The following is a 14,867-nucleotide window of genomic DNA, read 5'->3' as shown; positions in this document are numbered from 1 at the left end:
ATGCGCTACGCCAAGCTCACCCAACGCATCGCCGGCGACGGGGCTGCTGCCTGGGACATCCACTACCGCGCCCTGGCGCTGCAGGCCGAAGGCAAGGACATCCTGTTGTTGTCGGTGGGTGACCCGGACTTCGATACCCCCACGCCAATCGTCGAGGCGGCCATCGACAGCCTGCGCGCCGGCCACACCCATTACGCCGATGTGCGCGGCAAGCAGGCGCTGCGCCAGGCCATCGCCAACCGCCACCGACTACGCAGCGGCCAAACGGTGAACGCCGAGCAGGTGACGGTACTGGCAGGTGCGCAGTGCGCGCTGTTCTGCGTGGCCCAGTGCGTGCTTGACCCGGGCGATGAAGTGATCGTTGCCGAACCGATGTACGTAACCTACGAGGCCGTGTTCGGTGCCTGTGGCGCCAAGGTGGTGCCGGTGCCGGTCAAGCCCGAGAACGGTTTCCGGGTATGCCCGCGTGACGTTGCCGACCGTATTACCCCGCGCACCCGCGCGCTGGCCCTGAACAGCCCGCACAACCCCTCGGGGGCAAGCCTGCCGCGCGCCACCTGGGAGGCGCTGGCCGAGCTGTGCGTCGCGCATGACCTGTGGCTGATCTCTGACGAGGTGTACAGCGAGCTGCTGTACGACGGTGAGCATGTCAGCCCCGCCAGCCTGCCGGGCATGGCCGAGCGTACCGCCACGCTGAACAGCCTGTCGAAATCGCATGCCATGACCGGTTGGCGGGTGGGCTGGGTGGTTGGCTCGGCCGAGCTGGCCGCGCACCTGGAAAACCTCGCCCTGTGCATGCTGTACGGCTTGCCGGACTTTATCCAGGACGCTGCCGTGGTTGCGCTGGAGCAGCAACTGCCCGAGCTGGAGGCCATGCGCGAGGCCTATCGCCAGCGCCGCGACCGGGTGTGCGAACAGTTGGCGGGTTGCCCGGGGTTGAAGGCGTTGAAGCCTGATGGCGGCATGTTCGTGATGGTCGATATCCGCGAGACCGGCCTTAGCGCCCAGGCCTTCGCCGACCGCCTGCTGGACAGCCAGGGCGTGTCGGTACTGGCCGGTGAGGCGTTCGGCCCCAGTGCCGCCGGGCACATTCGCCTGGGCCTGGTGCTGGGCACTGAGGCCTTGGCCGACGCCTGCCAGCGCATCGCCCGCTGTGCCGCTGAATTGATGCAGGAGCAGGCCAATGCGTGAGTATGCGCGGCTGTACATCGACGGCGCCTGGCAGGTGCCGAGTGGGCAGGGCATGGCCGAGGTGATCGACCCGGCCAGCGAGCTGGTCGTCGGCCGCGTGCCATTGGGTGATGAAACCGATGTCGACCGGGCGGTGCTGGCGGCGCGTCGGGCCTTTGATGGTTGGTCGCGTACGTCGTCCAGCGTGCGTGCGGGGTACATTCGGGCACTGGCCACGCAGCTGAAACACCGCGTGGCCGACATGGCCTCGCTGATCACCGACGAACTGGGCATGCCGGTGCAGTGGTGCCAGGCGGTGCAGGTCGAGGGCCCGATTGCCGGGCTGGCGCAATATGCCGAACTGGCCGGGCTGATGGATGAGGTACGCGAAGTCGGCAACTCGCTGGTGTACCGCGAGGCCATTGGCGTGTGCGCGTTCATCAACCCGTGGAACTACCCGCTGCACCAGCTGATCGGCAAGCTGGCGCCAGCGTTGGCCGCCGGTTGCACGGTGGTGGTCAAGCCCAGCCAGGAAACACCGTTGCACGCGTTCTTGCTGGCCGAGATGATCGAAGCCATCGGGCTGCCGGCAGGGGTGTTCAACCTGGTCAGCGGCCCGGGGGCCAAGGTCGGCGAGGCGTTGGCCCGGCACCCACAGGTGGACATGGTCTCGTTCACCGGCTCGACCGGCGCCGGGGTACGGGTGTCGCAGGCGGCAGCGCCAACGGTGAAGCGTGTGTGCCTGGAGCTGGGCGGCAAGTCGCCGCTGCTGATTACCGCCGACGCCGACCTGCACGCAGCGGTGCGCCACGGCGTGCAGGACGTAATGATCAACTCGGGGCAAACCTGCACGGCGCTGACCCGCATGCTGCTGCCGGCCAGCCGTTATGCCGAGGCGCTGGAAATGGCCGAGGCCGAAACCCGTGCGCTGGTCATGGGCGACCCGCGCGACCCAGGCAGCTTCCTCGGGCCGATGTGTTCCGCCGGGCAGCGGCGCACGGTGCTCGACTACATTCGCCTGGGCCAGGAGGAGGGCGCGCGCTTGTTGTGCGGGGGTGACAGCGGTGGTTTCGAGCGTGGCTTCTACGTGGCGCCGACGTTGTTTGCCGATGTCGACAACCGCATGCGCATTGCCCAGGAGGAAATTTTCGGCCCGGTGCTGTGCCTGATTCCTTATACCGACCAAGCGCAGGCCCTGGCGCTGGCCAATGACTCGCCATTTGGCCTGTCCAGCGCAGTGTGGGCCGGCAGCCGCGAGCAGGGCCTGGCCCTGGCGCGGCAGATACGTGCCGGGCAGTGCTTCATCAACGGTGGCGGCTTCAATTACCAGGCGCCGTTCGGCGGCTACAAGCAGTCGGGCAACGGCCGTGAGTGGGGCGAAGAGGGCCTGGCGGAGTTCGTCGAGATCAAGGCTGTGCAGTGCTGAGTGACAGCGACAAGACAACCTGTTTTGTGTGAGGAGAATGTTTGTGAATGTACTGATCGTCCACGCTCACCCCGAGCCGCAATCGTTCACCGCTGCCCTGCGTGACCAGGCGGTGGAAACCTTCCGCGCCCAGGGCCACCAGGTGCAGGTCAGCGACCTGTACGCCATGGGCTGGAACCCGGTGGCCAGTGCCGATGATTTTACCCAGCGCGAAAACCCCGATTACCTGGTGTATGCCCTGGAGCAGCGCCAGGGGGTCAAGCGTGGTGCCATTGCCGCGGATATCCAGCAGGAGCTGGACAAGCTGTTGTGGGCAGATTTGCTGGTGCTGAACTTCCCGATCTTCTGGTTCTCGGCGCCGGCGATGCTCAAGGGCTGGATCGACCGGGTGCTGGTGTCGGGGGTGTGTTATGGCGGCAAGCGCTTCTACGACCAGGGCGGGTTGGCCGGCAAGAAGGCGCTGGTGACCGTGACCCTGGGCGGGCGCGAGCACATGTTTGGCGAGGGGGCCATTCACGGGCCGCTGGAGGACATGCTGCGGCCGATTTTGCGTGGCACGCTGGCCTATGTTGGCTTTGACGTGCTGGCGCCGTTTGTGGCCTGGCATGTGCCGTATATCAGTGATGAAGCGCGGCAGGGTTTCCTGCAGCAGTATCGGCAGCGCCTGGAGCAGCTCTCCGATGACCAGCCGCTGGTGTTCCCGCAGCTGGCGCAGTTCGATGAGGCGCTTTACCCGCTCCCCTGAGCCGAGCGCGGTCCTGCAGGCTCTCCGCCAGCCTCGGGCTGTACGCGGTCCCTGTAGGAGCGGGTTTATCGAGGCGTCGAACCGCCGCGAACAATCCAGCGCGGTGGATGGCACCGGCTGTGCCGGTGTTCGCGGCTAAAGCCGCTCCTACACAGGGACCGTATCGGCCTTGAGAGCATGCACTGAAAACGACCACCCACACATTCGGGGTATGTCCGCCTTCGGCAAATCCCTCGATAGTGACCCCATCGGCTCGATCCGGAGCATTCACACGATGGAGTTGCCATGCGCAAGGTACTGAAGGTGATCGGTGGTCTGCTGCTGGTGTCAGGCGTCAGCCTGGCCCAGGCAGCAGAGGTGGACAGCAGTAACACGTTGCGGTTGTACAACTGGACCGACTACATCGGTGAAACCACCCTGGCCGACTTCGAGAAGGCCACCGGCATCAAGGTCATCTACGACACCTTCGACGGCTACGAAACGGTGCAGACCAAACTGCTCACCGGCCGCTCCGGTTACGACCTGGTCATGCTCAATGCGTCCCTGGTGCCACCGCTGATCAGCGCCGGGGTGTTTCAGCCGCTGGACAAGCAGCAACTGCCCAGCTGGCACAACCTCGACCAGCAGGTGGTGAACAACCTGCAAGGCTACGACCCCGGCCTGAAATACTCGGCGCCCTACACCTGGGGCAGCTCGGGGGTAACCTACAACGTCGACAAGATCACCGCGCGCATGCCCGATGCGCCAATCGGTTCGCTGGCCATGCTGTTCGACCCGAAAATCGTCTCGCGCTTCGCCGACTGCGGCGTCACGCTGATGGACGCACCCACCGAAGTCATCCCGCTGGCCCTGCAGTACCTGGGCAAGGACCCGCGCAGCGCCTCGCCAGCCGACCTCAAGGCCGCCGTACAACTGCTGCTGGGCATCCGCCCGTACATTCGCAAGTTCGATTCGGTCAACTACCTGACCAGCCTGCCCAACGGCGATGTCTGCCTGGCGCTGACCTGGTCCGGTGACTACGCCACTGCCCAGGCCCGTGCGGTGGAAGCGAAGAAGGACATCAAGCTGTCGTTCTTCATCCCCCAGGAAGGTTCGCTGATCTGGTTCGACAACCTGTACATCCCCAAAGATGCGCCGCACGCGGCCAACGCCCACCGTTTCATCGAATTCCTGCTGCAACCGCAGACCATGGCCAAGGTCACCGATTACATCCACTACGCCAACAGCAACGCTGCCGCCACTGCGCTGGTGCGTGACGAGATCCGCCAGGACCCGGCCATCTACCCCGACGCCTCCACACGCGAACGCCTGTTCGCGCAGAAAACCCAGAGCCCGAAGGACATGCGTGCGATCACCCGGGTCTGGAGCACGGTCAAAACCGGTTTCTGAACACTGCCCAACGATTTCCCCAAGGAGCTGCCCATGGCCACCCCAAGCAAAGCATTCGCGATTGCCCACGACCCGCTGGTGGAAGCCGACAAGGCCCACTACATGCACGGCTACCACGTATTCGACGAGCACCGCGAGCAAGGTGCGCTGAACATCGTTGCCGGCGAGGGCGCCTACATCCGCGATACCCACGGTAACCGCTTCCTCGATGCAGTTGGCGGCATGTGGTGCACCAACATTGGCCTGGGTCGTGAGGAAATGGCCCAGGCCATCGCCGACCAGGTACGCCAGCTGGCCTATTCCAACCCGTTCTCGGACATGGCCAACGACGTTGCCATCGCGCTGTGCCAGAAGCTGGCGCAACTGGCGCCGGGCGACCTCGACCATGTGTTCCTCACCACCGGGGGCTCGACCGCAGTCGATACCGCCTACCGGCTGATCCAGTACTACCAGAACTGCCGCGGCAAGCCGCACAAGAAGCACATCATCGCCCGCTACAATGCCTACCACGGTTCCACCACCCTGACCATGTTGATCGGCAACAAGGCCGCCGACCGGGTGCCGGAGTTCGATTATCACCACGACCTCATCCACCATATCTCCAACCCCAACCCGTACCGCGCGCCGGACGACATGGACGAGGCCGAGTTCCTTGACTTCCTGGTGGCCGAGTTCGAAGACAAGATCCTCTCATTGGGCGCCGACAACGTGGCGGCGTTTTTTGCCGAGCCGATCATGGGCTCGGGCGGGGTGATCATTCCGCCCAAGGGCTACTTCCTGCGCATGTGGCAGCTGTGCCAGACCTACGACATTCTGTTCGTCGCCGACGAAGTAGTGACCTCGTTCGGGCGTTTGGGCACCTTCTTCGCCAGCGAGGAGCTGTTTGGCGTTACCCCGGACATCATCACCACCGCCAAGGGCCTGACTTCGGCCTACCTGCCGTTGGGGGCATGTATTTTCTCCGAACGTATCTGGCAGGTGATTGCCGAGCCGGGCAAGGGCCGCTGCTTCACCCACGGTTTTACCTACAGCGGGCACCCGGTGTGCTGCACGGCGGCGCTTAAGAACATCGAGATCATCGAACGCGAACGCTTGCTCGACCACGTCAAGGACGTTGGCGGCTACCTGGAGCAACGCTTGCACAGTCTGCGCGAGCTGCCGCTGGTGGGCGATGTGCGTTGCATGAAGCTGATGGCCTGCGTCGAGTTCGTTGCCGACAAGGCCAGCAAGGCGCTGTTTGCCGATGAGGTGAACATCGGCGAGCGTATCCACAGCAAGGCCCAGGCCAAAGGGCTGCTGGTGCGGCCGATCATGCACCTGAACGTGATGTCGCCGCCGCTGATCATCACCCATGCGCAGGTGGACGAGATCGTCGATACCCTGCGCCAGTGCATCATCGAAACCGCGCGGGAACTGACCGCGCTTGGCCTGTATCAGGGCCGATGAGCCTGGCGCAAAGGGCTGTGCGCGGGCGTGCCTGGCAGGCTAGACTGCCGGGCATGACCCAGGCCTCTCCCGACACCCCGCTTACCCTGACCGTGGGCGCGCTGCAGCAATGGCACGCGGCGCTGCAGCGCGCGCTGGGGCATAGCGAAACACCCGAGGCGCTGGTGCATGTGGCTGCCGCCATTGGCCAGCTGGTGCAGGTTGAATCGATGATGATCAGCCTGGAGTGCCAAGGGCAGGCGCCGCAGCTGTTGTACCAGCAAGGCATCCCCGAATTGCACCGCGCTGCGGTGTTGGAGCGCTACTTCAGCGCCGGCTACCTGCTTGACCCGTTTTGCCTGGCGGTGCAAAGCGGCCTGGCCGAGGGTTTCTACCACCTGCAGGAAATCGCCCCCGACGACTTCTTCGACAGTGAGTATTACAAGGCCTATTACCTGGGCACCGGTTGCAGTGAAGACAGCTACTACATCGTCGACCTCAGCGCTGGCCGCAAGCTGTCACTGAGCCTGTTCCAGGGTTGTAGCGGCACGCCCCTGAGCGCCGGGCAGGTGGACCTGCTGCGTGCGCTGGAGCCGATGGTGCGCGAGCTGCTGGGGCGCTATGCCCGGCATAACCTGGAGCCGGGAATTGTTTCGGCTGAGAGGGGCAGCTTGCAGGCGGCGTTCGACAGCTTCGGCTGCCAGGTGCTGACCGACCGTGAGCGGGAGGTGGCGCACATGATTCTGCGTGGGCATTCGGTGAAGTCCACTGCGCTGGAGCTGGGTATTTCGCCGGAGACGGTGCGCATGCACCGGAAGAATCTGTATTTGAAGCTGGCGATCAACTCGCAGTCGGAGTTGTTTGCGCGGTTTATCGATTGGTTGCGCGGCGATCACCTGGATTCAGGCTTGCGGTGAACCTGTAGGAGCGGCCTTGCCGGGGCGCCGGACCGGTCGGATGGGGCGCGCAGCGGCCCCGGCAATCTGTGACATGGCAAAAATCCTGGGGCCGCTGCGCGGCCCATCGCGACACAAGGCCGCTCCTACAGGGGCGTGCGCAGCCGGCAGGCTACGAAGTCGCCAGGCGGGCCTCCAGGGCGGCGATATGCGCCTGCAGCCGCTCATGCTCCTGGCGCTCGGCACTGATGTCTTCGAACACGCTGATCAGGTGCTCCGGCTCGCCATTGTCACGACGCTGCAGCGAGGTGCGCGCGCGTACCCAGATGTACTCGCCGCTCTTGTGGCGCACGCGTTTTTCCACCTCGTAACGCTCGGTTTCGCCAGCCAGCATGCGCTGCAGTAATTGCAGGTTCTGCGCCAGGTCGTCAGCGTGGGTGATCTGCTGGAAGGTCATGCCGTACAGCTCATCGGGCCGATAACCCAGCAGTTCGCACAGGCTGTTGTTGACCCTTTGCCAGGTGCCGTCGGGGGCGATGTAGGCGAGGGCGCCCCAGGCCAGTTCGAAGATCGCCCGGAAGCGTTCTTCGCTTTGGCTCAACGCCTGTTGGGCCACCTGGCGTTCGGTGTTGTCCATGCTGATACCGACCATCTTCACCGAGCGCCCGGCGCTGTCGCGCACCACCGTGGCGCGCGAAGAAATCCAGCGTACTTCACCGTCGGGGCGGGTAATGCTGAAGTCGCACTCGCAACCACTGCCGTTGGCCACCGCCTCGGCGTACATCGCCTGCATGTGCTGCACGTCTTCGTTCGGCAGGTGTTTCCAGAAGTCTTCGTTGTGGTGCACCGGCCAGCCATACACCTGCTCGACGTTGGGCGAGTAGGTGACTTCGTCGCTGATCAGGTTCCACTCCCAGGTGACGATGCGCGCGCCTTCCTGGGCCAGCTTCATGCGCGTTTCGCTTTCCATGATTTCGGCGGTCAGGCGCCGGCGCAGGTCGGTCATCGGCAGCTCGACCACCTGCGGTTGCTGGATGTTCTGCAGGGCCTCGTCGCCGTAGCGCAGCCAGATCCAGTTGACCTTGAGAAAGTCGGCCAGCTTGCGCAGGTTGTCGTAGTCGATCTCGCCGCCGCGGGTCCACTTGTGCACCGCGGTGCGCGAAATACCCAGCGCCGTGCCCACGGCTTGCAGCGTCAGCTTGTGGTGCTCGAGCAGTTCCTTGAGGCGGAAGGCGAAGTTGTTTTCCAACATCGGCAGGTGTCCTGATCTGGGCAAGAGCCTGCCAGTATACCCAAGCTGTCAACTTTTGGTTGACGACCCTGAGCTATATGCAAATCCCTGTAGGAGCGGCCTTGCCGGGGCGCCGGACCGGTCGGAAGGGGCGCGCAGCGGCCCCAGAATCTTTGCTTTGGCACAGCAGGGGCCGCTGCGCGGCCCATCGCGACACAAGGCCGCTCCTACAGGGGGCCGCGTCAGTCAGAGGTCGAGCACCAGGCGAGCAGTCCGAGCACGCGAAACGCACAGCATGATGCTCTGCTGCGCCGCCTTTTCGTCATCACTCAGGTACTGGTCGTAATGCTCGGCTTCACCTTCAAGGATGGCCGTCTCGCAGGTACCGCACACGCCTTCGCGGCACAGGCACTCGACCTTCGCGGCCTTGGACTTCTCGATGGCCTGCAGGATGGTCATGCCTTCTTCCACCTGCAGTTCAATACCCGACTGCGCCAGTACCACGGTAAAGGCACTGCCGGTGACTGGGGTGGCGGCAAACTGTTCCCAGTGCACGCGGTGTTCGGCAATGCCGGCTTGGGCGGCGCAGGTGATCACGGCGTCGATCAGCGGCTTGGGGCCGCACACGTACAGGTGCGCTTGCTCATCCAGCCCCGCGCACAGCGCGGCGAGGTCGAGCTTGCGGTCGAGGCTGTCGATGTAGAAACGGGTATTTTCAGCGTGCGGGCCGCTGGCCAACTGGTCCTGGAACGCACCGTGCTCCGGCGCGCGGAAGGCGTAGTGCAGTTCATAGTCGGCGCTGCCGTCTTCCAGCTCATGCAGTTGCGCCAGGAACGGGGTAATGCCGATACCGCCGGCAATCAGCACGTGGCGGCCGGCCGCAGGGTCCAGGGCGAACAGATTGTTGGGCGAGGAGATGGTCAGGCGGGTGCCGACTTCCACCTGCTGGTGCATGAACGCCGAGCCGCCCTTGGACTGCTCTTCGAGGCGCACGCCAATCTGGTAGCTGCGGGTGTCACGCGGGTCGCTCATCAGCGAGTAGGCGTTGCTGAACTGGCTGCCGTCGGCGCCCTGCATCTGCACGATGACGTGGCTACCACCGGTGAAGGCGGGCATCGCCGCGCCGTCTTCGCGGGCCAGGGTAAAGCGCTTGATCAGCGGCGTGGCTTGTTCCACGTCGGTGACGCGGACGCTGAACATTTCATATGGGTTGGCCATGGTTCACCTCGACTGCCTGGGTGCGCGGCAGGCCCTGCCGCGCACCTTTACGTGCCAATAAACGTGGAGCGGTTGCCATCAATCGTCGAGGTGGGCCACGGCGATCAGGTTATGGAAGTGGGCAATGCCGTGTTCGCTCATGCCGCTGCGCTCGCGGTCGGCCATGATCCGGCCCTGGCCACGGTAGCCGCGCGACTTCAGGCCCTTCTGCACGCTCTCGACCAGGCGCAGGTCTTCTGGGCGGAACACTTCGCGGTACCAGTCGATCAGCTTCTGCTGTTCTTCGGTAATGTCCTTGTTGAGAAAGTAGATGTCGTAGTGCTGCAGGGTGGTTTCGGCATCGACCGGGAACTCGTAGATCACGGTCATGAAGTTAGCCCCTGGTGGTACGTTGAACATGGTGCATGGCCAGGCCCAGAAACCGGCGAACGACGGGTCCTTCACGCTTTCATCGAACTTGAACGACTGCTCCGACGGCTTGGCCAGGCCGTATTGCAGGGTCCAGTTGCCATGCATGCTGTGGCTGTACTGGCCAACGTCGACCGAGTCGGAGAAGCCCGGGTGGGCAGGGGCGCAGTGGTAACACTCGAGGTAGTTGTCGACGATCGACTTCCAGTTGGCCGGGGTGTCGCTGACGAAGCGCGCCGCCAGGTGCAGGTCGTCGATGACCGCGCAGGCTTCACGCATGCGCGCTTGCATGCCTGGCAGCTGGTCTTCGACAGAGCCGGCGTCCATGTCCATGTTGATGAAGATGAAGCCGGCGTATTCCTCTACGCGCAGCTGCACCAGGGTGGAGTTTTCCTTGTCGAAGTTGACCACGTTGTCGCAGTTGCGGGCGTGGGCCAGTTCGCCGTCGAGCTTGAAGGTCCAGGCGTGGTACGGGCAGGTGATCACGTTCTTGGCCTTGCCGCTGCCGCTGAGCAGCTGGTGGCCACGGTGCGGGCAGACGTTGTAGAACGCGCGCAGCACGCTGTCACGGCCACGCACGACGATGATGCTTTCGCCAATCACTTCGCGGGTGATGTAGGCGTTGTTATCTGCCACTTCGCTGCGGTGGCCTACGCAGATCCAGCTACGGGCGAAGATGGCTTCCTTCTCATGCTCGAACACCGAAGCCTGGGTGTAAAAGTTGGCGGGTAGGGTGAAGGCCTCTTCGGCGTTCGCACAGAAATCGGCGGGCAGGCGTTTGAAGTCATTCATGACAGGGTCTCACAAGCTCGGTTTATAGTTGTTGGTTAACGCGTATCTGTTGGTTAACAGATCAGGCAAAAAAATTTGCAGCCATCCAACGGGGCTGCCGGGCAGCCCCTTCTACAGTGTCGGTCAGTGCAGGTTGATCAGTGCACCGCAGCGGCGCTGCGGGGTGCGCGCTCGGCGGGCTCCTCGCCAGCCAAGCGTGCCGCTTCTTCCTCGATGACATGGGCAGAAACCTGGCCGTAGTCGGCGAACATCCACTTGAAGAAGCCGTAGATCTTCACCAGCAGAATCACCATGAACGGGATCGCAGTCAGTACCACGGCCGTCTTCATGGTCGACAGCGACGCTTTGGCGAACAGCATGGCCAGCGGTACCAGGGTCAGCACCACGCACCAGAACAGGCGGTGGGTGGGCGTCGGATCGTCGCCTTCGCGCAGGTTGCGGGTGCTGGTGGCAGCTACCGCGTAGGCTGCGGCATCCATGTGCGAGGCACAGAAGATGGCCATGATGAACAGGTACACGCCCAGGAACAGCTGGCCCCATGGCAACGCCAGCAGCAGGTGGGTCACCGCCGATTCACCGCCTTGTTCGGCGAGCATCTTCGGTACATCCACTGCGCCAGTGATGAACTGGTGCATGCTGTAGCTTTCCAGTGCGCCGAAGAAGAACCAGCAACCGAAGCTACCGCCCAGCAGCAGCGCAAGGACCACTTCCTTGATCTGCCGACCACGCGACACGCGGGTCACGAACATGGCCACGCCCGGTGCGTACGACACCCACCACAGCCAGTAGAACACCGTCCAGTTGCGGGTGAAGGCACCGTCCCCGGCCGGGTCGGTGAACAGGCTCATGTGCACGTAGTTCTGCATCATCAGGCCAATCGAGTTGGCGGTGTTGTTGATGGTGAACTGGGTAGGCCCGACCAGCAGGACCACGGCGGCAAATACCAGCGCGCCGATGCACACCATTTTGCTCAGGCGCTGCAGGCCGCCATCGATACCGATGTACGAACTGAGCGAGAACATCACGGCCACGCCACCGATCACCATCAGTTGCACGGTGAAGGTGTCCGGGGTGCCGGTCAGGTCATGCAGGCCACGGGTCAGGGTCGAAGCCGTAAGGGCCAGCGAAACAGTCAATGCACCCATCATGGTCAGCAGGAAGATCAGGTCGACGCTGCGGCCTACCGGGCCGGTAGCCTTGAAGCCGGTCACCGCTTCGACGATCGAGGCCAGGTTCAGGCCGCTCTTCTTGCGCACATGAAAGTGATACGCCATGGCCAGCGAAGCCAGGGCGTAGATCGACCAGGCGCTGATACCCCAGTGGAAGAACGAGTAGCCAATGCTGTACTCCAGCGCCTTGGGGGTAGCGGCGGCAATGTTCAGGCCTGGGGTCTGGTAGTAGTAGGCCCATTCCATCACGCCCCAGTACAGGGTCGACGAACCCATGCCGGCGCAGATGAACATGAACACCCAGGTGGCGGTGGCGTATTCAGGCTTGCCACTGCCCAGGCGGATATTGCCGTACTTGCTGAATGCCAAGTACAGCACGGCCAGGGTGCTGCCGAACACCAGGATCTGCACGCTGGTGCCAAAGGTGCGGGTGGACAGTTCGAACAGCTGGTTTGCAGCGCTTTCAGCCTGGGCGGGGAAGGCTGCAAGGCCGATCACGGTGAGCAGCACGGCAATCAGGCTCACGGTAATCAGGAACACATCAATCTTTTTATTCTTGTGCGACATCATCGTCTCCTGGGACGTTGGCGTACTTGTTATACCCGGCAGGCATCCGGGGTGTTGCAGTACCACTCCTTCCTTGGTTGTTAACTGTTAATTAACAAATATCTAATGGTTAACAGATTTTGCATACAATCCACGCCGCTCGCAAGAGGCAAGGGGCCGATTGTCAGACAGTCCTGACAATCGGCCCCTTGAGCATCAGGCTTCGACCAGCGCGGTGATGGCCTGGCCCACTTGCTGGGTGGACTGCTGGCCACCCATGTCGCGGGTTACGTCACCGGCGGCGATGACCTGCTCGATGGCCTTGAGGATGTCGTCGTGGGCGGCGCGGTAGCGTGGGTCGGCGCCGTCGTTGCCGAGGAAGTCGAGCATCAGCGCACCCGACCAGATCATCGCGATCGGGTTGGCGATGTTCTTGCCGTAGATGTCTGGCGCCGAACCGTGTACCGGTTCGAACAGCGACGGGAACTTGCGCTCGGGGTTGAGGTTGGCCGACGGCGCGATGCCGATGGTGCCGGCGCAGGCCGGGCCGAGGTCGGAGAGGATGTCGCCGAACAGGTTGGAGGCCACCACCACGTCGAAACGGTCCGGTTGCAGCACGAAGCGCGCGCAGAGGATATCGATGTGCTGCTTGTCCCAGCTGATTTCCGGGTAATTGGCCGCCATGGCCGCGGTGCGTTCGTCCCAGTACGGCATGCTCACGGCCATGCCGTTGGACTTGGTCGCCGAGGTAACGTGCTTGCGTTCGCGGGTCTGGGCCACGTCGAAGGCGTACTTGAGGATGCGGTCGACGCCGCGGCGGGTGAACACCGATTCCTGCAGTACGAACTCGTTCTCGGTGCCTTCGAACATGCGTCCACCCAACGACGAGTATTCGCCTTCGGTGTTTTCGCGGATGACCACGAAGTCGATGTCGCCTGGCTCACGGCCGGCCAGCGGGCACGGTACACCTGGGAACAGGCGCACCGGGCGGATGTTCACGTACTGGTCGAAGTCGCGGCGGAACTTGAGCAGCGAGCCCCACAGCGAGATGTGGTCCGGTACCTTGTCTGGCCAGCCGACGGCACCGAAGTACAGGGCGTCGAAGCCTTTGAGCTGTTCGAACCAGTCGTCCGGCATCATCTTGCCGTGGGCCAGGTAGTAATCGCAGCTGGCCCACTCGAAGAACTCGAAGCTGATGTCCAGGCCGTGCTTGCGTGCCGCAGCCTCGACCACGCGAATGCCTTCTGGCAGTACTTCGTTGCCGATGCCATCGCCTGGGATTGCCGCGATTCTGAACGTCTTGCTCATGGGGTGCACTCGTTGTCTAGGGAACAGGTGCTGGCCATGCTATAAGGGCTTGCTCCGGAGATAATCCGGCCGATCATGGATTCTTGGAACACGTTACGTGAACAATCTGCCCAACCTTGAAGACCTCAACATCTTCCTGCAGGTGGCCAAACGCGCCAGCTTTGCGGCCGTGGCCGACGAGCTGGGCATGTCGGCGGCCTACATCAGCAAGCGCATTCGCATGCTGGAGCAAACCCTTGAGGTACGCCTGCTGCACCGCACCACCCGGCGGGTGACGGTGAGCGAGGAGGGCGAGCGGGTGTACCAGTGGGCGCTGCAGATTTTTGATGCGGTGCAGCGCATGGGCGATGACATCAGCGCCCAGCACCGTGAGCCGGCCGGGCAGTTGCGCATTGCCAGCAGCCTGGGCCTGGGCCGACGCTTCGTGGCGCCGGCCCTGTCGGAGCTCGCCGAGCGCTACCCGCGGCTGGACATTCGCCTGGACGTGCACGACCGCCTGGTGGACCTGATTGCCGAAGGTGTCGACCTGGATATCCGCGTGGGTAATGCCATTGCTCCCAACCTGATCGCCAAGCCGCTGGCGCGCAACCGCCGTGTATTGTGCGCCGCGCCGACGTATCTGGCCCGGCGCGGCACGCCCAAAGTGCTGGGCGACCTGGCCAGCCACGATTGCCTGGTGATCAAGGAACGCGACCACCCGTTTGGTGTGTGGCAGTTGATGGGGCCGGACGGTGAAGAGGGGGTGCGCGTGACTGGCGGCTTGTCGACCAACCATGGTGAAGTGGCGCACCAGTGGTGCCTGGACGGGCGCGGAATATTGCTGCGTTCATGGTGGGACGTGCACGACAGCCTGCAGGACGGGCGGCTGGTGCAGGTGCTGGAGGACTATCACCAACCGGCGGATATCTGGGCGGTGTACACCTCGCCGCTGGCCAGCTCGGCCAAGGTGCGGGTGGCGGTGGATTTTTTCCGGCAGTATTTTGCCGAGCGCTACAGCCTGCCGGGGTAGAGGACCTGATGCGTGCTTTGTGTAGGAGCGGCCTTGTGTCGCGATGGGCTGCGAAGCAGCCCCCGGGTTTCAGCGTTATCGCACAAATTGCCGGGGCTGCTTCGCAGCCCATCGCGACACAAGGCCGCTCCTACA

12 protein-coding genes are annotated in these 14,867 nt (G+C 63.5%); 7 read left to right on the top strand and 5 right to left on the bottom strand.

Annotated elements, in window-relative coordinates; genetic code table 11:
• The 6 genes from ACIP02_RS13220 to ACIP02_RS13195 all read left to right on the top strand — a co-directional run bounded on the left by ACIP02_RS13220 (position 1) and on the right by ACIP02_RS13195 (position 7,072).
• Entirely contained in the window at positions 1 to 1,191 is a 1,191-nt protein-coding gene (locus ACIP02_RS13220; RefSeq protein WP_400617135.1) for a pyridoxal phosphate-dependent aminotransferase, read from the top strand.
• The gene (locus tag ACIP02_RS13215) at positions 1,184 to 2,596 is read left to right on the top strand and encodes an aldehyde dehydrogenase family protein (RefSeq protein WP_400617133.1); all 1,413 of its coding nucleotides are present in this window, start codon (positions 1,184 to 1,186) and stop codon (positions 2,594 to 2,596) included. The genes ACIP02_RS13220 and ACIP02_RS13215 overlap by 8 nt, the downstream gene beginning before the upstream one ends.
• Positions 2,597 to 2,639: 43 nt before the next feature.
• Positions 2,640 to 3,341, top strand: a complete 702-nt coding sequence (locus ACIP02_RS13210) for an NAD(P)H-dependent oxidoreductase (protein ID WP_400617130.1) — start codon at positions 2,640 to 2,642, stop codon at positions 3,339 to 3,341.
• Positions 3,342 to 3,626: 285 nt separating this feature from the next.
• The gene (locus ACIP02_RS13205) at positions 3,627 to 4,730 is read left to right on the top strand and encodes a polyamine ABC transporter substrate-binding protein (protein WP_400617128.1); all 1,104 of its coding nucleotides are present in this window, start codon (positions 3,627 to 3,629) and stop codon (positions 4,728 to 4,730) included.
• Between the two features lie 33 nt (positions 4,731 to 4,763).
• The gene (locus ACIP02_RS13200; protein ID WP_400617126.1) at positions 4,764 to 6,176 is read left to right on the top strand and encodes an aminotransferase; all 1,413 of its coding nucleotides are present in this window, start codon (positions 4,764 to 4,766) and stop codon (positions 6,174 to 6,176) included.
• A 53-nt stretch (positions 6,177 to 6,229) separates the two neighbouring features.
• Positions 6,230 to 7,072 (top strand): LuxR C-terminal-related transcriptional regulator, encoded by an 843-nt coding sequence (locus ACIP02_RS13195; RefSeq protein WP_400617124.1) that lies wholly within the window; start codon positions 6,230 to 6,232, stop codon positions 7,070 to 7,072.
• A gap of 151 nt (positions 7,073 to 7,223) precedes the next feature.
• Here ACIP02_RS13195 and ACIP02_RS13190 read toward each other — a convergent pair whose 3' ends face one another.
• The 5 genes from ACIP02_RS13190 to ACIP02_RS13170 form a co-directional block, all read right to left on the bottom strand.
• Complete coding sequence (locus tag ACIP02_RS13190) at positions 7,224 to 8,303, bottom strand: PAS domain S-box protein (RefSeq protein ID WP_400617121.1); 1,080 nt, start codon at positions 8,301 to 8,303, stop codon at positions 7,224 to 7,226.
• Positions 8,304 to 8,528: 225 nt separating this feature from the next.
• Entirely contained in the window at positions 8,529 to 9,500 is a 972-nt protein-coding gene (locus tag ACIP02_RS13185; protein WP_400617119.1) for a PDR/VanB family oxidoreductase, read from the bottom strand.
• A gap of 78 nt (positions 9,501 to 9,578) precedes the next feature.
• Positions 9,579 to 10,700 (bottom strand): aromatic ring-hydroxylating dioxygenase subunit alpha, encoded by a 1,122-nt coding sequence (locus ACIP02_RS13180; protein ID WP_400617117.1) that lies wholly within the window; start codon positions 10,698 to 10,700, stop codon positions 9,579 to 9,581.
• 137 nt (positions 10,701 to 10,837) lie between these two features.
• Positions 10,838 to 12,436 (bottom strand): BCCT family transporter, encoded by a 1,599-nt coding sequence (locus ACIP02_RS13175; RefSeq protein ID WP_400617115.1) that lies wholly within the window; start codon positions 12,434 to 12,436, stop codon positions 10,838 to 10,840.
• Between the two features lie 195 nt (positions 12,437 to 12,631).
• Positions 12,632 to 13,723, bottom strand: a complete 1,092-nt coding sequence (locus ACIP02_RS13170) for a tartrate dehydrogenase (RefSeq protein WP_069943397.1) — start codon at positions 13,721 to 13,723, stop codon at positions 12,632 to 12,634.
• A gap of 97 nt (positions 13,724 to 13,820) precedes the next feature.
• On the opposite strand from ACIP02_RS13170, the gene ACIP02_RS13165 reads away from it, so the two are divergent.
• Complete coding sequence (locus ACIP02_RS13165; protein ID WP_400617113.1) at positions 13,821 to 14,732, top strand: LysR substrate-binding domain-containing protein; 912 nt, start codon at positions 13,821 to 13,823, stop codon at positions 14,730 to 14,732.
• Positions 14,733 to 14,867 lie beyond the last annotated feature (135 nt).

Origin of the sequence: Pseudomonas sp. NPDC089408 (assembly GCF_044749445.1) — a bacterium.
Lineage (GTDB): Bacteria > Pseudomonadota > Gammaproteobacteria > Pseudomonadales > Pseudomonadaceae > Aquipseudomonas.
This window is presented reverse-complemented; position numbering and strand designations above follow the sequence as displayed.

Excerpts from the sequence above, each read along its gene's own strand:
- ACIP02_RS13220 (WP_400617135.1), top strand. The coding sequence starts at position 1 with ATGCGCTACGCCAAGCTCACCCAACGCATCGCCGGCGACGGGGCTGCT.
- ACIP02_RS13215 (WP_400617133.1), top strand. The coding sequence starts at position 1,184 with ATGCGTGAGTATGCGCGGCTGTACATCGACGGCGCCTGGCAGGTGCCG.
- ACIP02_RS13205 (WP_400617128.1), top strand. The coding sequence starts at position 3,627 with ATGCGCAAGGTACTGAAGGTGATCGGTGGTCTGCTGCTGGTGTCAGGC.
- ACIP02_RS13200 (WP_400617126.1), top strand. The coding sequence starts at position 4,764 with ATGGCCACCCCAAGCAAAGCATTCGCGATTGCCCACGACCCGCTGGTG.
- ACIP02_RS13195 (WP_400617124.1), top strand. The coding sequence starts at position 6,230 with ATGACCCAGGCCTCTCCCGACACCCCGCTTACCCTGACCGTGGGCGCG.
- ACIP02_RS13190 (WP_400617121.1), bottom strand. The coding sequence starts at position 8,303 with ATGTTGGAAAACAACTTCGCCTTCCGCCTCAAGGAACTGCTCGAGCAC.
- ACIP02_RS13185 (WP_400617119.1), bottom strand. The coding sequence starts at position 9,500 with ATGGCCAACCCATATGAAATGTTCAGCGTCCGCGTCACCGACGTGGAA.
- ACIP02_RS13180 (WP_400617117.1), bottom strand. The coding sequence starts at position 10,700 with ATGAATGACTTCAAACGCCTGCCCGCCGATTTCTGTGCGAACGCCGAA.
- ACIP02_RS13175 (WP_400617115.1), bottom strand. The coding sequence starts at position 12,436 with ATGTCGCACAAGAATAAAAAGATTGATGTGTTCCTGATTACCGTGAGC.
- ACIP02_RS13170 (WP_069943397.1), bottom strand. The coding sequence starts at position 13,723 with ATGAGCAAGACGTTCAGAATCGCGGCAATCCCAGGCGATGGCATCGGC.